Annotated in this window: 31 protein-coding genes; 18 read left to right on the top strand and 13 right to left on the bottom strand. The window is 36.2% G+C overall.

Translation table 11 applies throughout. The features are described 5' to 3' along the window. Nucleotides 1-19 precede the first annotated feature (19 nt). Complete coding sequence (locus tag HS1_RS11775) at nt 20-370, top strand: DMT family transporter (protein ID WP_066065779.1); 351 nt, start codon at nt 20-22, stop codon at nt 368-370. Beyond that, a complete protein-coding gene (locus HS1_RS11770; protein ID WP_066065776.1) occupies nt 337-699 on the top strand; it encodes an EamA family transporter in 363 nt (120 codons plus the stop codon). Before HS1_RS11775 ends, HS1_RS11770 begins: the two co-directional genes overlap by 34 nt. Here HS1_RS11770 and HS1_RS11765 read toward each other — a convergent pair. Genes HS1_RS11765 through HS1_RS11750 form a run of 4 tightly spaced genes read right to left on the bottom strand, consistent with a single transcriptional unit; the run spans nt 665 to nt 5,062 of the window. Continuing rightward, a complete protein-coding gene (locus tag HS1_RS11765) occupies nt 665-2,806 on the bottom strand; it encodes a DUF6311 domain-containing protein (protein ID WP_066065774.1) in 2,142 nt (713 codons plus the stop codon). The genes HS1_RS11770 and HS1_RS11765 overlap by 35 nt on opposite strands. Continuing rightward, nucleotides 2,799-3,527, bottom strand: coding sequence for a dolichyl-phosphate beta-glucosyltransferase (locus HS1_RS11760; RefSeq protein ID WP_066065771.1), 729 nt, complete (start codon nt 3,525-3,527; stop codon nt 2,799-2,801). Before HS1_RS11760 ends, HS1_RS11765 begins: the two co-directional genes overlap by 8 nt. Before the next feature lie 6 nt (nt 3,528-3,533). Continuing rightward, entirely contained in the window at nt 3,534-4,592 is a 1,059-nt protein-coding gene (locus HS1_RS11755; RefSeq protein WP_066065768.1) for a M20 family metallopeptidase, read from the bottom strand. Next, on the bottom strand, nt 4,565-5,062 hold the full coding sequence (locus HS1_RS11750; RefSeq protein WP_245669996.1) for a GNAT family N-acetyltransferase: 498 nt from the start codon (nt 5,060-5,062) through the stop codon (nt 4,565-4,567). Before HS1_RS11750 ends, HS1_RS11755 begins: the two co-directional genes overlap by 28 nt. 67 nt (nt 5,063-5,129) lie before the next feature. Here HS1_RS11750 and HS1_RS11745 point away from each other — a divergent pair, with 67 nt between their 5' ends. Genes HS1_RS11745 through HS1_RS11735 form a run of 3 tightly spaced genes read left to right on the top strand, consistent with a single transcriptional unit; the run spans nt 5,130 to nt 8,502 of the window. After that, on the top strand, nt 5,130-6,089 hold the full coding sequence (locus tag HS1_RS11745) for an RNA polymerase factor sigma-32 (protein WP_066065765.1): 960 nt from the start codon (nt 5,130-5,132) through the stop codon (nt 6,087-6,089). Nucleotides 6,090-6,100: 11 nt separating this feature from the next. Next, nucleotides 6,101-7,789, top strand: coding sequence for a tetratricopeptide repeat protein (locus HS1_RS11740; RefSeq protein ID WP_066065761.1), 1,689 nt, complete (start codon nt 6,101-6,103; stop codon nt 7,787-7,789). Beyond that, complete coding sequence (locus tag HS1_RS11735) at nt 7,789-8,502, top strand: hypothetical protein (RefSeq protein ID WP_066065758.1); 714 nt, start codon at nt 7,789-7,791, stop codon at nt 8,500-8,502. Before HS1_RS11740 ends, HS1_RS11735 begins: the two co-directional genes overlap by 1 nt. On the opposite strand, the gene tsaA is transcribed toward HS1_RS11735, so the two are convergent. From tsaA to HS1_RS11710, 5 genes are all read right to left on the bottom strand, one after another. Continuing rightward, entirely contained in the window at nt 8,499-8,936 is a 438-nt protein-coding gene (gene tsaA / locus HS1_RS11730) for a tRNA (N6-threonylcarbamoyladenosine(37)-N6)-methyltransferase TrmO (protein WP_082757814.1), read from the bottom strand. The two genes, HS1_RS11735 and tsaA, sit on opposite strands and share 4 nt — an antisense overlap. After that, the gene (locus HS1_RS11725) at nt 8,933-9,520 is read right to left on the bottom strand and encodes a CDP-alcohol phosphatidyltransferase family protein (protein WP_066065755.1); all 588 of its coding nucleotides are present in this window, start codon (nt 9,518-9,520) and stop codon (nt 8,933-8,935) included. Before HS1_RS11725 ends, tsaA begins: the two co-directional genes overlap by 4 nt. A 25-nt stretch (nt 9,521-9,545) precedes the next feature. Continuing rightward, nucleotides 9,546-10,106 (bottom strand): phosphorylase family protein, encoded by a 561-nt coding sequence (locus tag HS1_RS11720; protein WP_216638265.1) that lies wholly within the window; start codon nt 10,104-10,106, stop codon nt 9,546-9,548. A gap of 80 nt (nt 10,107-10,186) precedes the next feature. Next, a complete protein-coding gene (locus tag HS1_RS11715) occupies nt 10,187-11,041 on the bottom strand; it encodes a UbiA-like polyprenyltransferase (protein WP_066065749.1) in 855 nt (284 codons plus the stop codon). A 2-nt stretch (nt 11,042-11,043) separates the two neighbouring features. Beyond that, entirely contained in the window at nt 11,044-11,646 is a 603-nt protein-coding gene (locus tag HS1_RS11710; protein WP_066065746.1) for a UbiX family flavin prenyltransferase, read from the bottom strand. Between the two features lie 184 nt (nt 11,647-11,830). Between HS1_RS11710 and HS1_RS11705 the strand changes: the two genes are divergently transcribed. The 9 genes from HS1_RS11705 to HS1_RS11660 all read left to right on the top strand — a co-directional run bounded on the left by HS1_RS11705 (nt 11,831) and on the right by HS1_RS11660 (nt 18,822). After that, a complete protein-coding gene (locus HS1_RS11705) occupies nt 11,831-12,151 on the top strand; it encodes a hypothetical protein (protein ID WP_156469472.1) in 321 nt (106 codons plus the stop codon). Nucleotides 12,152-12,576: 425 nt separating this feature from the next. Beyond that, the gene (locus HS1_RS11695; protein WP_066065736.1) at nt 12,577-13,980 is read left to right on the top strand and encodes a sensor histidine kinase; all 1,404 of its coding nucleotides are present in this window, start codon (nt 12,577-12,579) and stop codon (nt 13,978-13,980) included. Between the two features lies 1 nt (nt 13,981). Further along, nucleotides 13,982-15,331, top strand: coding sequence for a sigma-54-dependent transcriptional regulator (locus HS1_RS11690; protein WP_066065733.1), 1,350 nt, complete (start codon nt 13,982-13,984; stop codon nt 15,329-15,331). Nucleotides 15,332-15,472: 141 nt separating this feature from the next. Then, on the top strand, nt 15,473-15,922 hold the full coding sequence (locus HS1_RS11685; protein WP_156469471.1) for a universal stress protein: 450 nt from the start codon (nt 15,473-15,475) through the stop codon (nt 15,920-15,922). A 22-nt stretch (nt 15,923-15,944) separates the two neighbouring features. Further along, a complete protein-coding gene (locus tag HS1_RS11680) occupies nt 15,945-16,610 on the top strand; it encodes a hypothetical protein (RefSeq protein ID WP_066065728.1) in 666 nt (221 codons plus the stop codon). 24 nt (nt 16,611-16,634) lie between these two features. Next, nucleotides 16,635-17,753 (top strand): sulfite exporter TauE/SafE family protein, encoded by a 1,119-nt coding sequence (locus HS1_RS11675; RefSeq protein WP_082757812.1) that lies wholly within the window; start codon nt 16,635-16,637, stop codon nt 17,751-17,753. A 9-nt stretch (nt 17,754-17,762) separates the two neighbouring features. After that, nucleotides 17,763-18,197: a universal stress protein gene (locus tag HS1_RS11670; RefSeq protein ID WP_066065723.1), complete on the top strand. Its 435-nt coding sequence runs from the start codon at nt 17,763-17,765 to the stop codon at nt 18,195-18,197. Between the two features lie 11 nt (nt 18,198-18,208). After that, nucleotides 18,209-18,610 (top strand): response regulator, encoded by a 402-nt coding sequence (locus tag HS1_RS11665; protein ID WP_245669995.1) that lies wholly within the window; start codon nt 18,209-18,211, stop codon nt 18,608-18,610. 14 nt (nt 18,611-18,624) lie between these two features. Further along, nucleotides 18,625-18,822 carry a hypothetical protein gene (locus tag HS1_RS11660; protein ID WP_066065720.1) on the top strand — a complete coding sequence of 66 codons (198 nt, stop codon included), beginning with the start codon at nt 18,625-18,627 and terminating at the stop codon, nt 18,820-18,822. A 485-nt stretch (nt 18,823-19,307) separates the two neighbouring features. Here the strand turns inward: HS1_RS11660 and HS1_RS11655 are convergent, their stop codons facing one another. Beyond that, on the bottom strand, nt 19,308-20,765 hold the full coding sequence (locus HS1_RS11655; protein WP_066065718.1) for a menaquinone biosynthesis decarboxylase: 1,458 nt from the start codon (nt 20,763-20,765) through the stop codon (nt 19,308-19,310). A gap of 38 nt (nt 20,766-20,803) precedes the next feature. On the opposite strand from HS1_RS11655, the gene HS1_RS11650 reads away from it, so the two are divergent. Then, nucleotides 20,804-21,229, top strand: coding sequence for a DUF488 domain-containing protein (locus HS1_RS11650; protein WP_066065715.1), 426 nt, complete (start codon nt 20,804-20,806; stop codon nt 21,227-21,229). Nucleotides 21,230-21,247: 18 nt separating this feature from the next. Here the strand turns inward: HS1_RS11650 and HS1_RS11645 are convergent, their stop codons facing one another. The 3 genes from HS1_RS11645 to HS1_RS11635 are packed head-to-tail and all read right to left on the bottom strand — an operon-like array spanning nt 21,248 to nt 24,671. Further along, entirely contained in the window at nt 21,248-23,176 is a 1,929-nt protein-coding gene (locus HS1_RS11645; RefSeq protein WP_066065713.1) for an ATP-dependent helicase, read from the bottom strand. A gap of 22 nt (nt 23,177-23,198) precedes the next feature. Beyond that, nucleotides 23,199-24,200 carry an NAD(P)H-dependent glycerol-3-phosphate dehydrogenase gene (locus HS1_RS11640; protein ID WP_066065711.1) on the bottom strand — a complete coding sequence of 334 codons (1,002 nt, stop codon included), beginning with the start codon at nt 24,198-24,200 and terminating at the stop codon, nt 23,199-23,201. Then, a complete protein-coding gene (locus HS1_RS11635) occupies nt 24,201-24,671 on the bottom strand; it encodes a CoA-binding protein (RefSeq protein ID WP_066065708.1) in 471 nt (156 codons plus the stop codon). Nucleotides 24,672-25,068: 397 nt separating this feature from the next. On the opposite strand from HS1_RS11635, the gene HS1_RS11630 reads away from it, so the two are divergent. The 3 genes from HS1_RS11630 (at nt 25,069) to HS1_RS11620 (ending at nt 26,418) form a co-directional block, all read left to right on the top strand. Then, complete coding sequence (locus HS1_RS11630; RefSeq protein WP_066065705.1) at nt 25,069-25,314, top strand: DUF433 domain-containing protein; 246 nt, start codon at nt 25,069-25,071, stop codon at nt 25,312-25,314. A gap of 148 nt (nt 25,315-25,462) precedes the next feature. Further along, nucleotides 25,463-25,681, top strand: coding sequence for a DUF5615 family PIN-like protein (locus tag HS1_RS14105; RefSeq protein ID WP_420886041.1), 219 nt, complete (start codon nt 25,463-25,465; stop codon nt 25,679-25,681). A 128-nt stretch (nt 25,682-25,809) separates the two neighbouring features. Beyond that, nucleotides 25,810-26,418, top strand: a complete 609-nt coding sequence (locus HS1_RS11620; RefSeq protein WP_066065702.1) for a hypothetical protein — start codon at nt 25,810-25,812, stop codon at nt 26,416-26,418. Nucleotides 26,419-26,593 lie beyond the last annotated feature (175 nt).

Below are 26,593 nucleotides of genomic sequence, written 5' to 3'. Positions count from 1 at the left end.
GTTACAGTTCTAAAATTAAATGGATATTGTAGAAATTTCCCTTATAAGTGCAACCATAGTGTTTATTTCTCTAGGTCAGATATTCCAAAAATTGGCCTCCAGAAATATTAATTGTGTTAAAAGAATTTTTATCAAAATTTTCTCAACACCTTATGTGCTTCTAGCAGGCATAAGTCTAGCTTTAGGCATGTTGAGCTGGTTGTTTGTTTTAAGGACAGTAAAATTATCTATAGCCTATCCCATGCTTTCTTTGAGTTATGTTATTATAACACTGGTAGGCAAAATTGGTTTTAAAGAAAAAGTACCTTTACATCGCTGGTTAGGAGTTAGTTCAATTTGTATAGGCATATTTTTCCTCTTTCAAGGCTAAAAAGTGTTTTTTTACTCTTGCTTTGTGTTTTCTTAGGGGTAATAGCCCAGCTTTTTTTAAAAAGGGCTGTTTCTTGCCAAGAGAATATTTTATTTCTTATCTCTTCTCCTTTTTTCATCACAGGAGTGAGTCTTTATGGAATAAGTATGCTTCTTTGGATAGTGGTGTTATCAAAATTTGAGCTCAGTTATGCCTATCCTATACTCAGTTTAGGATATGTCTTTGTGGCCTTAGGTTCCAGGCTATTTTTAGGTGAAACTATCTCTCCTATGCAGTGGTTGGGAATATTTACCATCATGGTTGGGGTAATGATGGTAGGTTGGAGGTGATTTCAAGAGAAATAAAGGATAGAGGCAAGGCTTTTTTATCTGGGCAATAGATAAAATTATTTTGATAATCTGATTTTTTTAAAGAGGGAACATTTTTATATTTAAGCTCTAAAAAGTTATGTTTTTGAGCTAAATTTTCAGATGGCTTAAATTCAAAGACTAAATTTCCCTTGCTTAGTTTTCGTTGAAGAACTTTCTCTTTATTTAAAAAGATATTAATTTCACCCTTATCAGTAAAAGATTTCATTTTTAATATCAATTTATGACTGCCTTTTCCTAAAGGAGGAAGAATAAGGAAAGAACCTTTCTTTTGAGCTAATTTAATATGTTTTTCTGAAACCAACCCATCTGTTAACCCTTTTATAATGTAGAGTTTTGAAGCATATTTTGAAAAATCTATCCTAAGACCTTTTGAAGGAGGTATTGGTCTTAAAGGGCATATTATTAAAATATCATCAAGCTTTTTGCAAGAAATAACATGTTGACTAAATATTGTAGTGCAATATTCTATTAAAGATTCATTGAGAAATTCCTTAATACCTACAATATATTGAATATTGTAAAGTCTTATCATTTCTTCTATTAATTCTCTATCCTTAATTATCCTTTCTTTACTTACTTGGTTTCCCCTAGCTAGTTTTTTTATTGTGCCTATAATAGGGGCATTTTCATAATAATTTACCAGCCAAGGCGGAGTCCGTGAAATGTATCCTCCAAGCATGGGCCGATTGAAGATAGTTTGAAAGTACATAAGTGTTGCCGCCCCATATTGACCACAATCACCAAAGGGAATAAATAAAATAGAACCTTTTGATGGACCTTTAAATGCAGGTTTTATATCATGGGCCAATCTGCTTGATGGCCAGGGGTCCAAGGGATAAGGAAAAGCAGCATATTCAAATATGATAAATGCAGAGAAAATAGAGGTTAAGATAAATCTCTTTTTTAAAGAAAATTTTGATAAGAAAAGTTTTATTTGATAACCAGCAATAATAGCTAAACATAAAGTGAGCATGATATCGAATCTACTGGGGACCCGGAAAGCACCTATTAAAGGCAGATGGTATAAAGGTTGGTATGGTAAGAGGAAAATGCCATGTCCATATATTTGAAGCATAGGACCTAAGGAAAGAATAAAAAAACACAAAGCAGAGATTAGCCAAAATTTAAGTTTTTTTCTTTGAGAAGAAAGGACGCTGTAAATAAATAATGCCAAAACAATATAACCCATAAAAACTATTCCCTCGGTTCCGCCGGCTCGAAATGCAGAATAAATAGGTTTGACATAAGGACCAAACAGAGGATGAAGAGGACTTGGGATAAAAAAGGCCAATAAATCTGCTGAAAACTGTTTATAGCCACTTCCTTTTATAAAATCACCTTCTAAATATGCTTGAAATCCCATAACTAAGAGAGGAAATACTGAAATGAAGATAAAGAGTATCAGAAAGAAAGTTCTTTTGGTGAATATCCTATTTTTAACTTCAAAAGTAAAAAATAAAGTAGTAAATATTATAAGATAAAAAACATAATAATAGGAACAAAGAATGGTAGAGAGAAAAAATATGCTTGCTAGACAAATGTTTTTATAACTAAACGGCTCTTTAAATGTTTTTATTAAATACAAAATATAAAATGGAATCCACTCTGTAGATACTAAATTTAGGTGACCTAATAGGTGAGCAAATTTATAAGGACAAAAGGAAAAGATAACTCCAGCAATAAACGAACCAAACTTATCCTGTGTTAGGTAAAATGAAAGAAAATACATCCCCATAGCAGACATAACAAAGGAAAATAAAACAATAAAATTATAGGCCAAAACTATATTATTAAATGGTAAAACAAGTAGATTGTTAAATACACCGTATGTATGAAAAATGAGTTTAACCCCAATAGGGTAATAAAGATAGTTGGTATAAAATGGATTTTGAAAATTAAGCAGTCTTTTTTTAAAGTGCCATATATTCCATAGATTTTGATGTCCGTCTCCTGCATCTCCCGGAATGTGGGTGGTGAGGTGAAAAACAAGCGGATAAGTCATTAATAATGTAATAAATACATACCCTATCAAAACTATAAAGAGGGTCTTTTTTTCATTAATCATACATTCCCTTTAACTCATTAAGCCTAATTCTTATCAAATCCAGGCACATCCTATACCCATCTTTGAGGAAATTTACCTTGGTATGAGGGTTGTTAAACCAGCAAATAGGGACTTCTTTGATTTTATAACCAAGTTTTCTGCCTATATAAAGCATTTCTACATCAAAACTAAATTTTTCTATTTTTTGTCTTTCACAAATCTCTAAGGCAGCCTTTTGAGCAAAACACTTAAAACCACATTGAGTATCCTTTATTCCTGGCACAGCCATAGCCTGAACAAAAAGGTTAAAAATTCTGCCTGCTAGTTCACGATACCAGGGTTGATGAATCTGGATATGAGATTCCTTTAGAGCCCTTGAGCCAATAGCAATATCATATCCTTTTTTTAACCAAGATATAAGTTTTTCCACTTCTTCAATGGGAGTAGAAAGATCAGCATCAGTAAAAAGTAGATATTTCCCTTTGGCATTCAAAAACCCCTTTTTTATAGTAAATCCTTTACCTCTGTTTTTTTCATTTTTTAAAATCCTAACTTCTTTTATTTTTTGAGCTATTTCATTTACTAATGCCCATGTATTATCTGTGCTTCCATCATTTACTATTATTATCTCATAGGTGTAATCCTGGTTTTTTAAGTAAGAATGGATTTTTTCTAGAGTATTTTTAATGCGTGCTTCCTCATTATAAGCAGGAATGATTACCGATAAAAAAGTGTTTTCCATTAGTTTTTAGACTTCCAAAAATCTTTTTAAAATTCTGCTCAACTTTAACACTTCTTCTATATCCACATGCTCATCAGCAGTATGGGCCAAGGCCAAATCTCCTACCCCAAAAACCACACTGGGAATTCCCTTTTTGAATAAATTGGCTGCATCTGTCCAGGCGTTCATACCGCTAAAACTAACAAACATCTCTGCTTCTATGCATTCTACCAATCTTTTTACTACTTGTTCTTGAGGCGAAATCTCCCAAGGAGCATCAAATGACTTCAATTCCCAGGTAAGGGGAAATTCATTTAACAAATCTTTAATTTCTTGCCAAACTTTTTCTAAATCATTTCCAGGCAAAACAGGGATATCTATTTCAGCCTCGCAATCTTCTGCTACCAATTGACAATCAATACCCCCCTTTATTCTCCCAATATTTATACCTGAATATTTAAAAAAAGAATGAGAATATTGCAAATCAGGTAATAATTTTAGCCTTTGATAAAAATCACAAAAGACTTCTATGGCATTTTTCCCTCTACCAAACAAAGCACCGTGAGCAGCCTTACCTTTAATCTTTAAATAAATCTCAATATTACCTGCTTCAGCTATGGCCAAAGATAGATTAGTGGGTTCTAATACCACTGCTCCTTTAAATGAAAAGGGAGGAATATATTTCTCTGAACCCAATCCCTCTTCTTCCTCATCTATAAAAAGGGCTATGGCACAAGAAGCATCTGTTTCCTTTATGGCCTTAAGTAAGGCAGCCAGTTGACCTTTGGTATCTATGGCCCCTCTTCCCCAAATTTTTCCTCCTTCAATTTTGGGTGAAAATGCATAAGGGTGACCCCAAGCAGGAACTGTATCCACATGAGTAGCTATGAGGTATTGGGGATGTCCACGATAAGCACACAAATTAGCCCTATTATCTGTTACTTTTTGCCAATAGGTCTTGAAATCACAATTATATAGATAGGTTTCTATCCATTGTAATAAAGGCATTTCTTCCCCACTGGGACTGGGAATAGAAAGAAGGGTAAGCAATAATTGAATTATTTCTCTTTTATCATCCTGAACCATTTACCTACCTGACCAACAATCTTAAATCCAGAATCCTGGTAAAATTTTATGGCCTTTTTATTTTTCTCTCCTACCCAAAGTCCTATTATCCTATGATACTTGAAAAGAAATGACAACATGGTTTCATGCAGTGCCTTACCAATTCCCTGTCCTTGAAAGGATTTATCTACTACTATTTCATGCAGTTCTCCGATTTCTCCATATATTCTATCGTGCCAGTAACGGCAACCACTGACAAAGCCCACTGTTTTATTTTTCAAACTAGCTACAAAAAATGCCTCTGGATCCTTTTTATAAAGCCATTTCAAATACCTTTTCACATCTCCCTTGTCAGTATAGGCATATCCTTCTAATCCTTTATATCCAGAAAGATACACATTTATCAATGAGACTAAAAAAGACTTAAACTCTTGGGGAGAGCAAAAAGAAAAGATTTCCAGTTGTTGATTGAATTTCTGCATTGACTGCATATTTTAACTAATTTGTCATTTTATACCTACCTTGGCAACCCTGTCTCTCTGTGGTAACATAATTTTTATGAAAAAGTTTGATAAAGAAAACGATTTTATGGAAGAAGTAGAGGTTCAAGAAATACCCTCTTTGTCACCACCAGAGGTGAAAAATACTTTGGTTCCCCCCTCTGGTGCCGCTATTATTCAGAGGTATTTGTGGGAAGTTAACCAATATCCTTTACTTACACCTGAGGAAGAATTTCGTTTAGCTCACCTTTATAAAGAAAAAAAAGACAAGGAAGCGGCTTTTAAGCTTATTACTTCAAATCTTCGTCTAGTAATAAAGATTGCCTTGGAGTTTCAAAGTTTCTGGGCAAGCAATTTGATGGACTTAATTCAAGAAGGAAATATTGGGCTCATGATGGGTTTAAAAAAGTATGACCCAGATAAAGGCATTCGCTTTCCTTATTATGCATCTTTTTGGATTAAGGCCTATATTCTAAAATTTATCTTGGATAATTGGCGATTAGTAAAAGTAGGCACTACTCAGGCCCAACGAAAATTGTTTTATAACCTTCAGAAAGAAAAACAAAATTTGACCCGGCTAGGTTATGAACCTATCCCTAAATTAATCGCTAAAAAGCTTAATGTGCGAGAAAAGGATGTTATTGAAATGGAACAACGTATGGAAGGAGGCGAATTTTCTCTGGATGCACCCCTTAATCCTGAAACAAAAGACACTTTTAAGGAAGTTATTCCCTTACCAGAGAAATCCCCAGAAGAAATCTGGGCAAGGAATGAAATTAAAGAACTAGTAGCTCAAAAAATAGAGGTCATTAAAAAAGAACTTTCTCCTAAGGAAAAAGATATTTTAGAATTACGTTTGTTAGCAGATAAACCTCTTACACTTAAAGAAATAGGTAAAAGACACCATGTTTCTAGAGAAAGAATTAGACAGATTGAGGCGAGGTTAATTGAAAAACTAAGAAATTATTTGAAAGAGGAATTCCCAGATTATCAAGAAGCCCTAACCACAAGGTTTTGAAAGGAAGAATAATGAAAATCAAAATTATAAGTTTATGTTTAAGTTTAGTTATCTTTTTGTGTTGTTTAAAGGCTAAAAGCCAGTCAGATTTATCTCAAAAACCAGTTGATCGCTCTCTTGCTTATTATTATTTCATCAAAGGGCAACAATACCTTCATCAAGGAGACATAGAAGAAGCTATCGATTTTCTTGAAAAGGCACTTGTTTATGACCCTAAAGCAACAAGTGTGATCTTGAATTTAACTCAAATTTATTTGCAAAAAGGAGAATTAAAACAAGCCAAATACTGGGCAGACCATATTTTAAAGTTAGAACCAGAAAATATAGAAGCTAGATTTATGTTAGTGTGGATTTATACTAATCAAGAAAATTACCAGAATGCCATTAATGAATGTAAGAGAATTTTAGAAATATCACCCCAAAATAAAAAGGCCGCTTTTTACTTAGCTAATCTTTACACCCACACCAAAGATTATCAAGGGGCAATAGATGCCTTTCAAAAGCTACTTGAGTTAGACCCTAATTCCTTTTATGTTTATTACTATTTGGGGAATACTTATTTTTCCCTAAAAAAATATAAATCAGCCGAAAAATATTTAAAAAAGGCTATAGAATTAAATCCCCATTTTGAGGACGCCCTTTTAACTCTAGCCAAATTAAAAGAAAATCAAAAGAAATTTAAAGAGGCAAAGGAGATTTATAAAGGTATCTTGAAAGAAAATCCCAAGAATTTAAATGTGGCTTTTCTTTTAGCCCAGCTTTATCTCAAAGAAAATAAACTTAAAAAAGCAAAAACCTTACTTTCTTCTTTAGCTGAGAAACCAGGAGATAAGTTTGAAATAGCTCTATTTTGGCTTCGTGAAAAACAATACTCTGAGGCTATAGCATATCTTAAACCTTTATTAAAACTATTTCCTAAAAAAGATGAAATTAGATACTATCTGGCCTCTGCTTATGAAGGAATGGAAAAAATAGACCAGGCCTTAAATATATTAAAAAAGATTCCTCCCTCTTCACCTATTTATGTAAATGGAATTATTTATAGTGCTTATCTTTTGAAAAACCAGGGTAAAATATCTGAAGCCATTGCCAAATTGGAACATATTATAATTCAATACCCGCAGAAACCATTGCCTTATATAGTATTGGCAGAGATTTTGGAAGACCAAAAGGATTACCAAAGGGCATTAGAAGTGCTCAAAAAAGCGGTAAAGACCTTTCCGCAGGATGCCTCTATTCACTTCCGCCTGGGTGTGGTTTATGACAAAATGCAATCAAAAGATATGTGCATTAAAGAAATGCGTCAGACCATTTCCTTAGACCCTAACCATGCGGAGGCCCTTAATTATCTTGGTTACACTTATGCCGAAATGGGCAAAAATTTAGAAGAGGCAGAAAGGTTAATAAAAAGGGCCTTAGAAATAAAACCTGAAGATGGCTATATTATAGACAGTTTGGGCTGGGTATATTATCAAAGAGGTGAATACAAAAAGGCATTAGAAATTTTAAAAAAGGCTCATAAATTAGCCTCTAAAGACCCCATTATTACTGAACATTTAGGAGATGTTTATTCCAAAAATGGTCTTTATCAAGAAGCGTTAAAATACTATCGCCAAGCCTTAAAACTTAAGCCTGATAATCCAGAAAACATTCTTTTAAAGATTAAAAAATTAGAGCAAATTCTTGAGAAAAATTCTTAATGTTTGGTTTTAAAAGTATTTTGTGCTTAATCTTTTTTACCATTGTGGCCTGTGTATCTTATCAACCTCAGCCTATTTCACCGCTTTTTAAGCAAGTAATTAAAAAAGAACAAATTTTAAATTTTTACTTAGAAGGAAAGCTAAAAATTAAACGTACAGGTTATGGTTGGATAGGAAAAATCCAACTAGTTAAAGCAAATAATAACTTTAGATTAGATGTGTTTACCTCCTTGGATTGGCCTTTATGCACCGTAATTAAAAAGGGAAATAAATTTGTTTCTCTCTATTATCCAGAAGGCCGAATTTACACTAGTGAAGAACCACCAGAGTTCCTTAAGTCTTTATTACCTCACGGTTTACCAATGGATGCGTGGATAACATTATTGGGAAATCAAATATGGCTTATTACTCCTGACCGTTACCAGATAAAAGCAGAAAAAGACAAATATTTTATTTGGCTGAAGGATAGAAAGAGATATCTAATTGAGGAAATTTGGATAAGAAAATTAGGGTTTAAAATAGAAAAAATTACCTTTAAAACAGGAAAAGGAGAAATTTTGTGTAGAATTTGTTTCCGTTATGATTCTTCTAGACAGGTAAGTGGTATGAAAATGCGAGATAGACAGGGGACTATTGTCGAAATAACTTATAAAACATTTAGTCCCAGTCCAGAAATAGACCCTAATATGTTTAATTTGTTCCCAAACTTTTAGTATTCAGGGCAATCTATTTGAGGAAAATGGAGTTTTATATCCAACACTGGGGTGCCATCTATGGCATCCAACCCTTCCACCCATAAGATGTTTTGCTCTATTTTTAAAATTTTAACCAATTCTAAACCAATGGGATTTGGTCTATCCTGACTACGGCTGGCAAATACACCTGCTAACCCTTGTTCCCTAGCTAGTCGTGGATGCACCTGAAGCACATCCCTTTTGGCTAGATGAAACCAACATAGAACCCAGATGTAATCTCCAGGTCTTAGACCTTTAAGAGTGGAGATGAATTTTTTAAAAATAATAATTTTCCCCTTAACCTTTGCCTCTTGGCCTTGGGCTGGTCCTTTATGGACAGCTGTAATGGGAGATTCAATCCATCCCATGGGATAAATCTCTATCTTTTCTTGTTTTGAATTCTGGGTTTTCACCCTAGCTCTTTTTTACTGGAAGTGGTTTTTTGCCAGACATAATAAATGCGCTGAAACACAGTGATATTACTTAAAAAAGCCAGTAAAGGCAAAATATATATGAATAAATCAAATATTGCTCCAATACCTAGTAAAATAATACGCTCGGGTCTTTCCACCAAACCTACATTACATTTGGAACCTAAAAATATCTCGGCCCTGGCCCGCGCATAAGAAGTCAATAGACTACCAGCAATGGTAAGGAGGACACAAATAAAAAGAAAAATTTCTCGGCTGTGATAATAATAAAAGCAGAGGCCAAAGAAAAATAATAAATCCGCATAACGGTCAATAACTGAATCCAGAAAACCACCAAATTCAGAAACCCTTCCAGTAGCCCGAGCAATGGCACCATCGGCCATATCAAATAAACCTGCCAAAAAAATGAGGGCTCCTCCTATCTTAAAATAACCCAAGGCCAGAAAAAAACTAGAAATAGCAGTAACACCAAGCCCTAACAAGGTATAAGTATTAGGAGAATATTTTTTAGGAAGCAATTTTATAATGTATTTATCTAGTCTCCCACTTAGTTTAGCACTGATCATCTTCCCATAAATAACATAAAGCCAGCTAAAAATAAAGTCTACTTAGCCACTCTAATACTATTTTCCTTCTGCTTTTAAACTGAGGGGAAGAAAAACCCTGTTCCCATTGGGCCTGAGTTAATAAATCAGAAACTATTAGTAAAGAAATAGAGTTGATGCCTAAATCAGGGCTCCTCCTAAAAAGGGCCTCTGTTTCCATATCTATGGCCATAATCCCTTGTTTCTGATAATTATGGATTTTTTCTAAATCAAAGACATAGGGATTATCTACGGAAATAACGGTGCCTGTATGAAAAGAAAAAGGTATGTTAATTTGAAAATTCTTAAATAACCCAGGAGAGACATGAGATGGGGCTTGGTATTCACTGGTGGCAGTATGAGGTAATATAATATCCCCTATATTTAAAATAGGGCTAATCCCGCCACACCAACCCAAAAATAAAAAGCTCTTTCCACCCCAAGCCTTAAGATGCTCTAAAATAACCAATAGTTGAGGTCTGCCTAGACAAGGACCAATGACTGATAAAGTGGGAAAAATGCAGAGTTTGGCTAAACAAATAGAGATTTTTTTAATTGGTTTGGGCATAAAAGATAAGAATAAATTTAAATCTAAAGGATGGGAAATTATAAAAGCCATTTCTGGGAGTGCTGGGCCAGGAGGAATTTTTATATACATGATAAAGAAACCAGAATAATAAAAAACATAGATATACTTATAACACCATTGACTGTAAAAAAGGCCATGGTAAGCTTGGAAAAATCATGAGGTTTGATAATCAAGTGTTCATAAAGAAGAAGTAAACTCACTACACCTAAACCATAAAAATAAAAAAGATTAAGTTGAGCATCCTTGCCTACATAATAAAAACAAATAACAGTCAATATATGAAAAAAAGTAGAAAGATAAAGGCTGTTTTTGATACCAAATCTTACGGGTATAGAATGAAGTCCCTGTTTTTTATCAAATTCATAATCAAGACAACTATATAAAATATCAAATCCGGCTATCCAAAAGGCCACTCCCCAAAATAACCAAAGTGGAACAATGGAGAAAACAGGCTTGATGGCTAACCAACCCCCCAAAGGGGCAAGGCCATCAGCGATGCCTAAGAATAGGTGAGTAAGCCAGGTAAATCTCTTGGTATAGGAATAACCAGTTATTATAAAGAGTGCAACAGGAGAGAGATAAAATACCAGGCGATTGAGATTGTAAGTAGCCACGAAAAATAGGAATGTGCAGAAGATAATAAATCCTATAACCCATCTGGGAGTGAGAAGTCCTTTGGGTAATGTTCTATCTTTAGTGCGGGGATTTTGGGCATCAATATCCTTGTCTACCAAACGATTAAAGGCCATAGCCACACTCCTTGCACTAACTACAGCCACTAGAATCCAAAATAGTTTGTCCCAGGGAGGGAAACCCCTTTGGGCCAAAAAGGCCCCAATATAAACAAAAGGAAGGGCAAAAATACTATGTTCAAACTTGATCATTTCTAGGATAATCTTGATTTTTTTAAACATGGTTAAGATTGTTTGAAGAGTTCTTCCCAAGATTGCATTAAATTATGTACCAGTCCCAAGTGGTCTAATACCCTAGCCACTACAAAGTTTACTAAAGCCTGAACAGTATTAGGTTTATGATAAAAACCAGGCATGGCCGGTAGAATAGTAGCTCCTGCTTCAGCAAGAGTAAGCATATTTTTTAGATGGATAATGTTTAAGGGCGTTTCTCTAGGCACCAAAATCAAAGGTCTTTTTTCCTTGAACATCACATCTGCCACTCGAATAATCACATTTTTAGCCAAACCATGGGCAATAGCGGCTAAGGTGCCCATAGAACAGGGCATGATTACCATGGCTTTGGCCTTCACACTTCCACTGGCTACAGGTGACCACCAGTCGTTTTCAAAATAAATAGTAATTTCAGAGGGTAAAGTCTCAGAAATAGAGCTACCTATTTCCCATTCCCAAACCTTCTCACCTATATGGGAAACCAAGCAGGTTAAAGGTAACTTATTTTTATAAAAATACTCTATTAATGTTTTGGCATAAATAACTCCACTGGCACCTGTAATAGCTAGAATATATCTGGACTTATCTTGGGTGGTTAGATTTTTGTTACTCATTTCACTTTTTAGCCAATTTTATACTATGTCAATCAACCCAATTTTGTCAACCTGATAAAATTTCAGGACTTTCCCAGAATTTTTAAAAGCTTTCTAAAGAGAAAGATTAAGCTCCTCAAAACCGTAATAACTTTAAAAGAAAACGGTCAAATATAGTAACTGACCTTACGCACAGTATGATAACATGAAAACGCTCCAACGTGTAAACATTCCAAAAGCAGTTATGGAAGCTACTTTTAATTGGGTTTATTTTTATGATGAGATATCTCCTTTTGTAGATGAAGCAATACTTGCTCATCCACTTAAAACAAGGGCAATAGCAGAGGCAAGGATTAAAACAGATTCTATTGATTCAAATACTCTTGCTCATCTACTTCGTTCAGGTCTTACCCCAAAGGCTTATACGCCTGGTTTTGAAACCAGAGATTTAAGAAATCTTCTAAGGTTTAGAATAGCCCTTGTAAAAGTAACGTTAAAACGTGTAGTGGATACCTTGATCTTATAGAAGAAATTACAAAAAAGATAAATGATTTAGAAAAAAGGATTAAATCCTTTGTTAAAGAAGATAAAATTACCTTACTACTTAAGCATACCAGGCATTGGTGACATTGTTGCTGTCCTGCTCCAAGGTGGCTGTAAGACCAAGGAAAATAAAAGTACTGAAGATGTCTAGAGAATACCTAAAACCCAATATGTAGGCAAGGGAATGATTTTAAAAACTCTAAGGAGGAAGGTTAAGGACTTGACTGATGGTAAGATGGGTGTTTACAATATTTCGCAAAAGTTTAAAAATTTAATCCTTATTTTTAAAAAATGCCACAGGTTAGTATGGATAAGATATATGATTTTTAAAGTTTGGGTGAAAAATGATAAAACGCCTCCTCTAGGGGTTTTATAATATCAGAAGTGTTTTAGTTTTAGAAATAAATCATGATAAATAAGCTTAAATGGTGGCACTCAGTTAGATGGCGTATTGCCTTTGTATCCTTCATATTTTTTGTATTAACCATATGTGGTGTAGCCATTGATCGCTGGAATGTGAAAAAAATAGATCAAAATATAGCATTTTTAGAAAGAAATGGTGAGTTCCTTAACGATGTATTAGAAACAAGGCGATATGAAAAAAACTTTTTCCTTTATAGAGAAAAAGGTGCTTATAAAAATACGTTGTTATATATCCAAAAAGCAAAAGACCTCTTAAGGGGAAATAAGAGGGAAATTCAGAAATTAATTGGTTTCCCTTATTATGAAAAATTACAGGGTCTCCTAAGTCAGTATCAGGAATTGTTTAGCCATCTTAATCCCCATGAAAATGGTGCAAAATCACAAAAACTCAGGGAGATGGGCAAAGAAATTGTTGATGTTTCTATTTATTTAAATAAGAGGGTAAAACAGGATATTAATAAAGCCCTTAGTTTATCCCGACATATTACTTTCTATTTTGGCTTTGTGGTTGTGTTTATGGCTTCTTTACTTATTTACATAGTAGCTCATCAAATTATTCGCCCTTTGCATTTTATTCAGCAATCTGCCGATCAAATTAGTAGAGGTGATTTTTCTTCATTTCCTAGACCAAAAGAAACATTGTCGGAAATCAGTGTAGTAGTAGATGCTTTAAATAAAATGATCCAGGAGTTAGACTTGAGACATCAAGAAATAATTCAGTCTAAAAAAATGGCCTCTATCGGTACCCTTACCGCTGGGATAGCGCATGAATTGAATAATCCTTTAAATAACATTATCATTACGGCTGAATTATTTTTGGAAGAATTCGGAACGGTTCTAAATCCTGAGCAAAAACAATATCTGGTTGATATCCTACAGCAGGCTCGGCGTTCCACAGATATTGTTGGAAATCTATTGGACTTTTCTCGAGCAAGACCTTTAACAAAGGAGAAGGTAGACATTCAAAAAATCATCAGTGATGTGGTGAAATTATTTCAAAATCAAATGAAGCTTAATCACATTGAACTGGAGATAGATATAGTTCAAGATTTGCCTCTTACCAAAGGAGACCCGACTAGCTTAAGACAGATATTCATCAATCTTATTGAAAATGCTATCCAGGCAATGTCAAAAGGTGGTTCCCTGCTTATCACAGGGGTAAGGGAGGGTAATTTTATTAAGATTGAGATAGCAGATACTGGAGAAGGTATCCCCGAGGAGTATTTACCTCGGATTTTTGAGCCTTTTTTTACCACTAAAACGAACGGAACAGGTTTGGGTTTGGCTGTAACTTATGGTATTATAAAAAAACATAAAGGCAAATTATTGGTTGATAGCAAGATTAATGAAGGCACTACTTTTACTATTCTCTTACCAGTAGAAGCATAACATGGAAAATCAATTTAAAATCAAAATAGCAGTTGTAGATGACGAAGAAATTGTCTGTAAGCGTTTAAAGAAAGTTTTAGAAAAAGAGGGTTATGAAGTAGAAACCTTTTTAGACGGAGAAACAGCGTTAGGAAAAATTTCTTCTCATCAATTTCATTTGGTAATTTTAGATCTTAAACTACCCAAGTTAGACGGTCTTCAAGTTTTAGAACAAATCAAGGCTGTCTCTCCGGAAACAGAAGTAATTATGATTACTGCCTATGGGTCAATAGAATCAGCCATTGAGGCTACAAAGATGGGAGCGTTTCATTACATAACCAAACCCATTAAATTAGATGAATTCCGTACACTTGTCCATAAGGCTAAAGAAAAAATTTTTCTGGTTTCCGAAAATAAACAATTAAAAGAAACATTAGCTAGATATACTTTTACTGAACTAGTTGGAAAAAGTTTAAAAATGCAAAAGATATATCAGTTAATTATCAAAGTTGCACCTATTGATTGCAATGTTCTAATTCAAGGAGAAACAGGCACAGGAAAGGAATTAGTAGCTAAAGCTATTCACTATCGTAGTCCTCGTAAACAGGCACCTTTTGTTTCTTTCAATTGTGGGGGCTTTACTGAAGAACTTATTACCAGTGAACTCTTTGGTTATGAAAAAGGGGCTTTTACTGGGGCTTTTCATACCAAAATAGGCTTATTAGAATCAGCTAATGGAGGGACAGTTTTTCTAGATGAAATTGGAGAAATGCCTCTTTCCATGCAGGTTAAACTTTTACGGGTACTTCAGGAAAAAAAGATCCTTCGGGTAGGAGGAATTAAGCCAATTCCCTTAAATATTCGGATTATTGCTGCTACCAACCGTGATATAAAAAAGATGGTAGAAGAAGGTAAGTTCCGAGAGGATTTGTTTTATAGGTTGAATGTAGTCAATTTCGTTTTACCACCCTTAAGAGAAAGAAAGGAAGATATCCCTTTGCTTATAAATCATTTTTTGTGTAAATATAATGCTCTTTTTGGTAAACAGATTCTTCGTGTTACAGAAAGGGCTCTGGCTAAGATATTAAACTATCCCTTCCCTGGAAATGTACGAGAGTTGGAGAATATAATTGAAAGGGCCGTTGCCTTGACTGAAAAGGAGGAAATAGATGTCTGTGATCTTCCTCCTGACCTAAATGCCTTTGAAGTAAAGGCCGAAGAACCAAACGAGGTTTCACCTTTAGTTGAACAAGAAAAGTACTATATTAAAAAGGCTTTAGAACAAACAGGTTATAATAAACATAAAGCAGCCAAAATTTTAGGCCTTTCTCGCACTACTCTCTGGCGAAGAATGAAAAAATACGGTTTATAAAATCCTGATGTTTCATTCTGAAACTAATTTTTGTTTCAATTTGGAACAAAAAACACACTTTTTTATCTCTAAATTATCTATAAATTTCCTATAATTCAGCTATTTTTTTCTTTGGTATATCTTTTGCCTTAACCAAAAGGCATGACACCATGTATTTTAGTTACATTGAGTAATCAATGTTTTTCACTAAATCCGCTATTTTATGCCGGAGAGCTAGCGATTCGGTTGCAGGCTAAGGTCTACGTTCTATTTATTCTCACTGTTTCAAGAAAGAATCCCCAAATTGAAGAAGAAAAATTTTTGAAGGAAATAGGTCCTGCACTAGATAACTATAGGGAAAAAGGAGTTTGTATCCAGTCTTACTTTATCAAAGACAAATTTTTGGAAGAGGCAACTAAGTTTATTGAAGAAATTCATCCAGACATTGTGATTGTAGCCAAACTTCAGCAACAAAATCCACAATTTTCGGCTTGGCTCAATACCATTCGGCAGAATATCCCAGGGTCTTTAATAGTGGTTGATAACTTTCATTTAAAAAAAGAACCCAGAAAAATGAAGGTTAAAAGGGGTTTTGATAGCCCAATTCAATAAATTTTGTTCAAGGAGGAGAACAATGGAAACCATGCTATTTTTAGAACAAGATGTGGATGAAAGGTCTCCGACGCTAAATTGTATAATAGAGATTGCGCGGAGAAAGAAATGTGATTTGAAATGCGTGTTTTTAGTACCTGTTTCACTGGAAATAGTAGATTGGATTCAGGTTCAAGAAAAACAGGTCAAGGTAGCTATGGCCAAAGCAGAAGAGATAGGGAAGAAAATTCATGAGAAATTAGCTGCTGAGGGAATCAAATTCTCATGGAAGGTAACGCCTTTTACTCCAACAGCATTTATGGAGAGTGTTCGGGAAATGATGCCAGCAGACGTAGTTATAGTGGGGAAACTAGCTCTTGAACCTCTGGCAGAAAAAGGAATTAAACATCTGGAAGACTTAAGTATATCTCTTTCTTGTCCAGTGCTACCTGCGCGTTCTTTAATAAAAGAAAAAAGCTCTACCGGCCAAATATTAAGCCGCATGTTGCTTTTTGGAGCTGCCTCGGCAGGTATATATTTTGGTTTTTTTCCTCTTTTAGATAAGCTCAATAAAATTGTTTACATGAAGGGAGGTGTTTTAGACGCTTTAGCACTAATGTTAACAGTACCGATAGTAGCTTATACTTATGGTAGCTTTACCGAAGGTATTCCTAAACTCTTGGGATTAGAAAAATCGGTAAAGCATTAAACCAATAAAAGAAGGAGGTAAAACATGGCAGCCTTAAGTGCACCAACTGTTGTTGAGTTAGCAAATAAGACGGAAGTAGTCTCCCAGATTTTTCAGAGTCATCCTTGGACGATGGCAGCGGTTGTCCTTTTGGGATTTATGGGAGGACTTCTCTCCGGATTTATAGGCTCAGGGGGAGCATTTATCATGACCCCAGGAATGATGAATCTAGGTGTTCCGGGGGTGATGGCCGTGGGGGCCAATATCACCCACAAATTTGGTAAGGCCATGATGGGTTCCAAGAAACACGGTGAATTAGGACATGTGGATAAAAAGTTAGCCATTTTTATGCTTATTACTGCCCTTGTAGGAATTAAGATTGCTGTTTGGGTAAATAGTTATTTCTTTGAAAAAATGGGGAAAGCAGGCTCTAGCCTTTATGTAAGTGCGATCTTCGTTCTTACCCTTAGCTTAATTGGTGGTTCTATGCTTAAAGATGCTCTTAAGACCCTGCGTGGAGGAGCAACAGGACCATCCAAATTTCTTTTGGAATTGGCAAATAAACTCCGGATTCCTCCTCTTATTCACTTCAAAGTAGCAGGGGTCAAGGTTTCTCTTTTGGTAATTATTATTGCAGGTCTAGCAACCGGGTATATGGCTGGTACTATCGGTGTAGGAGGTTTTATTGGTGTACCGGCTATGATTTATGTCCTCGGTGTGCCTACTGTGGTAGCAGCTGGAACAGAACTCTTTTTGGCTATGTTTATGGGGGCATGGGGAGCCTTTAATTATGCCTTAGGTGGATATGTGGATTTGCGTCTTACGTTGCTTCTTTATGCCGGTTCACTTGTGGGTATCTACTTTGGTGCAATTGGCACAAGCTTGGTAAAAGAACTTTATATCCGTTTAGTTACAGCTATTCTCATTCTCCTCTGTTGTGTTTCACGTGCGTTTGCTATTCCTGAATATTTGGATAGCCTCCACATTATCAATCTCACTCCCCAAAGTGTTCACCTATGTGAAACCTTGAGCAGAATTTTCCTGTTTGGAAGTGGTTTTGTTGCTATGTCGTTTATTCTTGTTGCTGTGTTTAAGGCTCACTTTGCAAAACAACGATTGATCAAGAAATATGCTGTTCCTGTTACCATCTCAACACTTAAATAGGAGGTAAAAATGGGTTATACGTCCATCCTGGTTCCAATTGATGGCTCTGAAGCAAGCAAAGTGGCGTTAGAAGAAGCTGTTGAAATTGCTAAAAGAAACGGCGCATCTATTATTATCCTTCATGTGTTTCCTAACAGGGCTGATTTAATAGAGGTCTATAAAATAAGTAATTTAAAATCAGCCTTTCGGGAAGAAGGAGAGAAGCTTTTAGAAGAGGCCTGTAGATATGCTGCCCAAAAAGGAATATCAGCGGTAATTCGCTTGACAGAGGGTAAACCTTGTGAAGAGATTGTTAAAACTGCTGAAGCACAAAATTGCGATTTAATCGTAATGGGAAGTCATGGACACAATACCCTCAGTAAGATCCTTTTAGGTAGTGTAACACAAAGAGTACTGGGGAATGCCCCTTGTCCTGTAATGGTAGTAAGAGAAAAGAAAAAGTAGAGAGGAAGTCCATGCTGAAACAAACCATGCCATGTGTCTTAGTAATAGATGATGAAGCTATTTTATGTAAAAGGTTAAAGACTGCCTTAGAAAAAATGGGATGTAATGTGGAAACATTTGTCGATGGTTCTGAAGCGTTAAAACGGATTGAAGAAAGATGTTTTGACATCGTAGTAATAGATTTAAAAATAGGGAAGGTAGACGGTATGCAAATTTTGGAGACAATTAAACAGAAGAAACCAAATACGGAAGTAATCATTATTACAGGTTTTGCTACAGCAGGAGTAGCAAAGGAGGCTTTAAAAAAGGGAGCGTCGGAGTTTATTAGCAAACCATTTTGGCTAAAAGATTTATATAACGCCATTTCCCGTCTGACTAAAAAAACTCAAAAAAGAGAATTATTAGTTACTTAAAAGGAGGAGCAATTATGGGCAAATTAAAAGAATTTAGGGAAAAAATAGACAATCTTTTCATGGCAATTACTTATGCTGAGGCAGGGTGTGTTGATATGGCGCGTGAGTTATTGAAGAAAGAACAAAAATCGATTTATAAAAGGCTTATCCCTCACCCTGTGTCTCAAAAAAAACTACTTTTTGAATCTGCAAAGAGAAAGGTTAAAAGGTAGTAATAAGCTTAATAAGGGTTTAAAAGGGGATAGGAATTCCTATCCCCTTTTTATTTTTTATAAGCTTGATCTGGGTATATAAATGGCTCTCTTTATACCAAAAGGCCATAAAGACTTAAACACACTGATGCCTAGTATCATCTTTTAATTTAGGTTAGGTCTATGCCAAATTAAGATAACAACCCAGGCTAATAAACAAATTTTTTCATTTTTCCCTCTCTCCTGAGAACTTTTCGGTCTAAATACATTGATGACTTCTAAATTTTGGGGAATGTAGGTTTTCCCCAAATCCGCCTGTCGGCAGACAAGCATCTGGAGATAGCCCGCTAACTGCTTTACTGTCAAGATTTCTAGAACTCTTGATAAACTATGTAATACTTGGCCAAACTCTTATCATCCCCAAATGGCTGGCCATTTGCCACTCAATGATGTTGATTATAAATTAAAAAGGCAACCTTTAATGGTAAAAGCTACTGTATAAATGCTTATTCCTCAATCTTAATCCCAAGCTTTTCCCATAATTTATCTATTTTTTCCTTTACTTCAGGTGTCATTTCTATTACTGGTGGCCATTCTCTAGTAAAACCCTCTTCTGGCCACTTGCGGGTGGCATCTATGCCCATCTTGCTACCCAACATAGGTAAAGGCGAGGCATGGTCGAGGACATCCACTGGACCTTCTACAAATACTATGTCTCTTTTAGGGTCAATGTTGTTTCCCAAACGCCAAATTACTTCAGAGGTATCTTGGACATTAACATCTTTGTCAAAAACAACCACAATTTTTGTAAAAGCCATCTGCCCCAATCCCCAGATGGCATACATGACTTTTTTAGCATGCCCAGGGTAGCGTTTATCAATGGAGATAAAGGCTAAGTTGTGAAATACACCTTCTATAGGCAGGTTTATATCCACAATTTCAGGTAACTGCTTTTTTATCAAGGGCAAAAATAGCCTTTCCGTAGCCTTAGCTAGATAACAATCTTCCTGTGGTGGACGGCCCACAATAGTAGCAGGATAGATAAAATCCTTTCTATGGGTAATACAGGTAATGTGAAATACAGGATAATCATCAGGCAAGGAGTAATAACCCGTATGGTCACCAAATGGACCTTCTTTACGCCTCTCACCTGGCTCTACATAACCTTCAAGGACAATTTGGGAATTTGCCGGTACTTCTTGATCAATAGTCAGACACTTAACCATTTCTACTGGCTCATTTTTTAAAAATCCAGCTAAAAGCACCTCGTCTGTGTCTTCAGGTAAAGGTGCAGTAGCTGCATAGGTCATGGCCGGCTCAGGCCCTATAGCTACCGCTACTTCTAAACGCTGTCCCAGTTCCTCGGCCACTCGATAGTGTTGAGCCCCTCCTTTTTGAGGATGCCAGTGCATTCCGGTAGTCTTTTTATCATAGACCTGCATCCGATACATACCTACATTACGCACTTTGGTAATAGGGTGTTTGGTAATAACTAGGGGTAAAGTGATAAATCTTCCTCCATCTAAAGGCCAACAGTGCAAAATAGGAAATTTGTTTAAATCCACTTCCTCATCTTTTAATACCACTTCCTGGCAAGGGGCGGTTTTTACCAATTTGGGGAAGATATTACTTAGACGCTTTAATTTAGGAAGAAGCCTTAATTTCTTTATCAGGCTATCTGGAGCCTCTACTTGTAAGAAATCCAAAATCTGTTGTCCCAATGTTTCTAAAGAGTTTACACCCAAAGCCATAGTTATCCGCTTAAAAGAACCAAAGGCATTGGTCAAAACAGGAGTCTTATAGCCTACTACGTTTTCAAAAAGTAAGGCAGGCCCATGCTGTTTGCTTATTCTATCTGTGAATTCCGTAATTTCAAGATAAGGGCTGATGGGTTCTTTTATCCGCAAGAGTTCATCAGCTTTTTCTAAATCTTTTAAAAATGACTGCAAATCTTGATAAGCCATGCTTAAATCTTCTACAATAGTTAAAGGGAAAAGGCAAGATGGTTATTTATACTATTGGTTCTAGTGTTCGTTCTATAGAGGAATTTTTAGAAATATTGGAAATTTATGGAATAAAATGTGTTATAGATGTAAGGAGATTTCCCACCAGTAGATTGCCCCATTTTAAAAGAGAAAAATTATTTGATATTCTCACGCAGCAAGGTATTAAATATTGTTATTTGGGCAAGGAATTGGGTGGATATAGAAAGGGTGGTTATGAAGCTTATATGAAGACAGAAACTTATTTGAAGGCGATAGAAAAATTGGAGAAGATAGCTCAGGAGAGAGTTTCTGTGATTACCTGTGCAGAAAGATTTCCGTGGCGGTGTCATCGGCGTTTTATTGCCCAGAGTCTAAAACAAAGACATTGGCAAGTCATTCATATTATTGAAAAGGAAAAAACCTGGCAAGGGCAAAATTATTAATGGTAATTTTTTAGGAGGCTATAGCCCATCCTCTATCACGCATTCTCTAGGGATTTCTTTTACAAATCGAGAGATTTTTAGTGCATTGTCCCAGTTATTGCGCCAAAATGCATGGGTGATTAATAGATATTTTTTAGCCCTGGTGATGGCTACATAAAAAAGCCTTCTTTCTTCTTCAATTTTTGCTGGAGTTAAGGCATGTCTGGTAGGAAAGATTTCTTCTTCAGCCCCAAGCACAATCACTGCCTTCCATTCTAATCCTTTGGCTTGATGAACAGTCATCAGATGCACGGCATCTTTCTCATTTACGTTGGCCACTTTGTCTGTTAAAAGGGCAATTTCCTCCAATAAGCCATTTATGTCTTGATGAGACTTAGCAAAGGATAAAAATTCATTTACACTCCTTTTTCGCTCTTGTAGTTGTTCTTTATCATCAGAAATAGCTATTAGATAACGACTGAATACGTTCGGGAAGGCTTCTAAAAAGGCCTGAATGGCATCAGCACTTTTATTATATTTTTTAACGGTTTCTATTCCTTCTTTAAGGGCCCGAAGGGTCATTTTTTGTTGTCTTGTAAACTCCTTTCCACATTCTGTCTCCTTCACTATATCTAAAACAGTGCTTAAAGTTTCAACGTATTTTTTGAGCCTTTCCAACCCCTTTTTCCCAAAGCCTTTTAAGAAATTCTCTTCTAAAAATTGCATCAAGGCCAATTTATCGTTTTGAAACACCATCCGTAAAAACAAAATAATAATCTTTATCTCCTTCTTCTTAAAGAAAAAATTATTTCCCACGACTATCACTGGAATGCCTTGTTTGATTAATTCATGTTGCAAGATATAAGAGATATACGCACTTCGGTATAGCACTGCTATATCTTTATAATCACAACCTCTGTGTTCGGCTAATCCCCGAATTATGCCTGGAATACATTGAGCTTCTTGGTATTCGTCCTCAAATGACTTAATACAAACTGGGATTTCGGTTTTATCGTAGGCATATAGGTCTTTATGCACCTGGCCTAAATTGTTTTTAATCAGTTTACTTGAGGCCTCCACAATGGTTTTTACTGACCTGAAATTACATCCTAAAACAACCGTTTTTGCTTGGTATTTTTTCTTAAAGTCTAAAAAATTTTGGATTACTGCCCCCCTAAAACCATAGATGCTTTGATAATCATCTCCCACTACCGTAATATTCCCTTTTCGCATTAAGTGTCCAATAATTTGTTCTTGAACATTATTAGTGTCCTGATATTCATCCACCAGGATATACTCAAAATAGTTTTGAACTTTCTTTCTCACCTCTGGTTGAAATTGGAATAGCTCAAGAGATTTAAGAAGCAAATCATCAAAATCAAGATACTCATATTTTTTCTTTATCTTTTCATAATTCAAATAATAGTAATATGCCCCATTTGCCTTCAACCTCAATTGCAGGGCCAGCTTTCTACAAATAGGCTGAATAAACCGGTGGTCTTGCCTTAAGACATAGGCAGGATGGTTATTCTTTAAATTAGTGATTAAAAGCAACATCCGTTTTCTTTCCCTCTCTTTTTGGCCTTTCATTACCTCCTTTATCATATTTTTTTGGTCAGTTTCGGTAGCTATCTTAAATTCTGGTTTAATGCCAATCACAGGACCATATTTACGCAATATCCTTACACATGCACTATGGAAAGTCCGGATCCAGGGTGGAGTAAATCCTGTTAATTCCTTAACCCGCTCCTTCATTTCATTAGCCGCCTTGTTAGTAAAAGTAACCGCCAGAATGCGGTCAGGAGAAAGGCCTTTTTTAATCAGATAAGCTATTTTAAAGGTAATTACTCGTGTTTTGCCACTCCCTGCCCCAGCAGTGACTAGTAAAGGCCCTTTGGTATAAGTAATGGCCTCATATTGTTCTTTAGTGGTATTTTGTTTTAAGAAACGGATAAATTTTTGCATCATTTTCTAAATTTGGGAAATTTCATTACCAAAATTCCCTTTTTAGTGTTCTACTCAATAAATCTTTAAGGCCCTCTAAGGGGGATTTCCCTTGATAAAGTATGGCATAAACCTCAGAGGTGATGGGCATTTCTATTTTTTCTCTTTGGGATAGAAAATAGGCTGAATGCGTAGTCTTTATCCCCTCAGCTATCATCCGCATGGAAGAAAGGATTTCTTTAATACCCTCTCCCTTTCCTAAGCGTTTGCCTACTGTGTAATTTCGGCTTAAACAACTGGTGCAAGTCAAAACCAGGTCTCCTAGTCCTGAAAGTCCAGCAAAGGTTTTTGATCCAGCCCCTAGCTTCACCCCCAGGCGCGTCATTTCTACTAGACCTCTAGTAATCAAAGCAGCACGGGCATTATGTCCTAGTCCTAAACCATCGCAAATCCCAGCCGCAATAGCCATGACATTTTTTAATGCCCCTCCTAGCTCCACTCCCAAAACATCATGATGGGTATAAGCACGAAAATAGGGGGTGGAAAACAATTTCTGGGTATGTAATGCGGTTTCCTGTTGGGAAGAAGCTACTGTGACGGCGGTAGGAAAATGCTGGCTTACTTCTTTAGCAAAGCTTGGGCCTGAAAGCACAGTATAGGTGTAAGAAAAACCCTTTAATACCTGTTTAGTAACTTCAGACATAGTCAATAAGGTCTGAGTCTCTATTCCTTTTGTAGCCGAGATAATGTGGCAATCAGATTGGAGATAAGGTAGGGCCTGTTTAAGTACCATTCTGTAAGCATGAGAAGGCACCACCATCACAATATCCTGTTGTCCTCCTAATGCCTGCGCAAAAGATTGGGTAGGGAAAATATTAGGGGATAACTTGGCCCCTGGCAGATAATAAATGTTTTCTCTGTGTTCAATTAAAGATTGGTATGTCTCCTTTCCATGAACCCAAAGTCTTACCCTTAATCCTTTTTCTGCCAGTAATAAGGCTAGGGCGGTTCCCCAGCTTCCTGCCCCTAAAATGGCTATAGAAGACATTTATACTCCCTTTTTAGGAAAAGATACAGGACAAAAAGGCGTTTCCTCACTGCCTAATAAAACCGCGTGTTCAGCCATGATGCAGCGATTCATTACTACCTTAATCCCGCTCTGAGCCCAAATTTCAGCTACTTCCCAATTTTCAATCCCCGCTTGCATCCAAGCCGCCTTTGGTCTGAGTTCTAGCACCTCTTGAGTATGCACCTTTACCCGATGTGAGGCTCGGAAGATGTCTACAATGTCTACAGGTTGAGTGATAGTTTTTAGATTAGGGTAAGCCCTCTCTCCCAATACTTCAGTTAATTTAGGATTAACGGGAATAATTTTATAGCCTGCCTTTTTCAAATAAGAAGCTACTTGATAACTAGGTCCATTAGGGTCATTTTTTAAACCAATAATGGCAATAACCCTTGTTTCTTCTAACAAAGATTTCAATTCCTTTTGGTCAATAATAATATTTCGCTGCCACATGTCTATCTCCTATTTTTAAAATTTAAGGTGTATTATAACACACTTTTTATCTCAATCCCAAAATCCACATTGATTTTTGGATACCTGCCTGACGGCAGGCAGGCCTGTCTGCCCCTGCCCGCAGGCAGGCGGGGTGGTGAACACTTACAAAAATGCAATGCAATATAAAGAAATTTATTTACAAATTTTAATGAGCATGATAATTGTTTAAATGAGATTACAAAGAAGTGAACCTACTTTATGTGCAGAAAGTTAAGTTCTTCCAGAGCAAGGGATAAACGAAATAGGTTCGGATTATCTCCCATTTTGGGGGATAAACGAACTATTCGATTATTTTAAGTTATACGCCATTGCCCTTTATATAGTAGAATGACGTACAATATAACAGGAGGGAAAAATGGAGCAAAAGCAATTACTTGAACGCATTGTGTTAAACCCTAAAATTATGGTAGGAAAACCAGTCATTAGAGGCACGCGGTTAACAGTGCAGTACATTTTGAATCTATTAGCACATGGAGCAACCATTGATGAAATTCTCCAAGAATACAAGGGATTAACAAAGGAAGATATTTTAGCCTGTTTGCTGTACGCTTCTGAAACACTCGAGGACACAACATTTATGCCTTTGGTAGAGGCGGTTTAGACATGCGTTTTCTTGTTGATGAATGCACGGGTCCTGCAGTTGCTAGATGGTCGCAAAGATTACATCACGATGTATTTTCTGTTTATGATGAGGCTCGGGATTAGATGATGAGAGCATTATCGAGAAAGCAAATCTTGAGAACTATATCTTGGTTACCAATGATAAAGATTTTGGCGAACTTGTATTCCGCATGAGAAAACCACACAAAGGTGTAATCCTTTTGCGATTAGAAGATGAACGGTCTGAGAATAAAATTGCTGTATTACAGCGAGTATTAGAGTCCTACTCTGACAAGCTTGTCAATAATTTTATAATCGTGACTGAGAAAACTGTCCGTATTGTTAAAGAAAGTAGGGGTAAACTATGAGGCAACGGCGTATAACAGAGCGATCTGGCTTCGGTGCTATGCACCTTCGCCCAAATTTGCGGTCTTCGACCGCAAACTTCAGATACGCTCGGAACGTTATCTGACATCGCGATACGGAGGATCGGAAAATGTCAAATCAAAATACCCAAAAGTTTCAAGTAAGCATTGCAGAATTGGACAGACTTCTCAATTTGTTTGAGAAGCTCATAGATGGAGTAAGTAAAGCGACAAGGCTTACTAAAGATCAACGTCACCAAATGAGGCAATCTATTGGCGACACGTGTGAAATGGTCGATTTGTTGCTGACCGCAGTTAAGCAGCATATTAGTCATATTATTAGAGAAATGAGGGCAGGAAATCTTCAACAAGTTAAAAACGAGATCATAGAGCTAAATAATATGGACAAATGGGAGCACCAGTACAGAGCCTTCCAGTTGTGTGAATCGCTTCGGACAGCAGGAAGTGAAATCAGAGATGGCATTCTAGGGAGGTTTGTTAGCTTCTTTTCCTTCAGAGATCCTGATGAATTGCGTAGAACTATAGAGTCGTTCTTGGAAACTGAGCGTGTGGCCGGAGAATTCATCGCCCGACTTCTGTACGACCTTGCACAACTTCACGCTGAGGTAGATGAAAGACCTGACTTCGTTTTGACTAAGCTGGAAGAGGCCAGAACAGTAATTCAGCAATATCGAGATAGATTTATTGAACTTGAAAAGCGGATGCGGGCTGCTATTTGATTCTGCAGATAATTCGGCTATGCGACGTCAGATAATACAGCATAAGCGGTTTCCCTTCGCTCCACCTAACTTGCTTCGCAAGTTCGCTTATGCCGAAAACGTCAGATTGTGTGAAAACCCTTGAAAAATAATAAAATATTGATATCATTTTGGCAAGAAAAAAATGATAAGAGGG

This window comes from Candidatus Desulfofervidus auxilii, assembly GCF_001577525.1.
GTDB lineage: Bacteria > Desulfobacterota > Desulfofervidia > Desulfofervidales > Desulfofervidaceae > Desulfofervidus > Desulfofervidus auxilii.
This window is presented reverse-complemented; position numbering and strand designations above follow the sequence as displayed.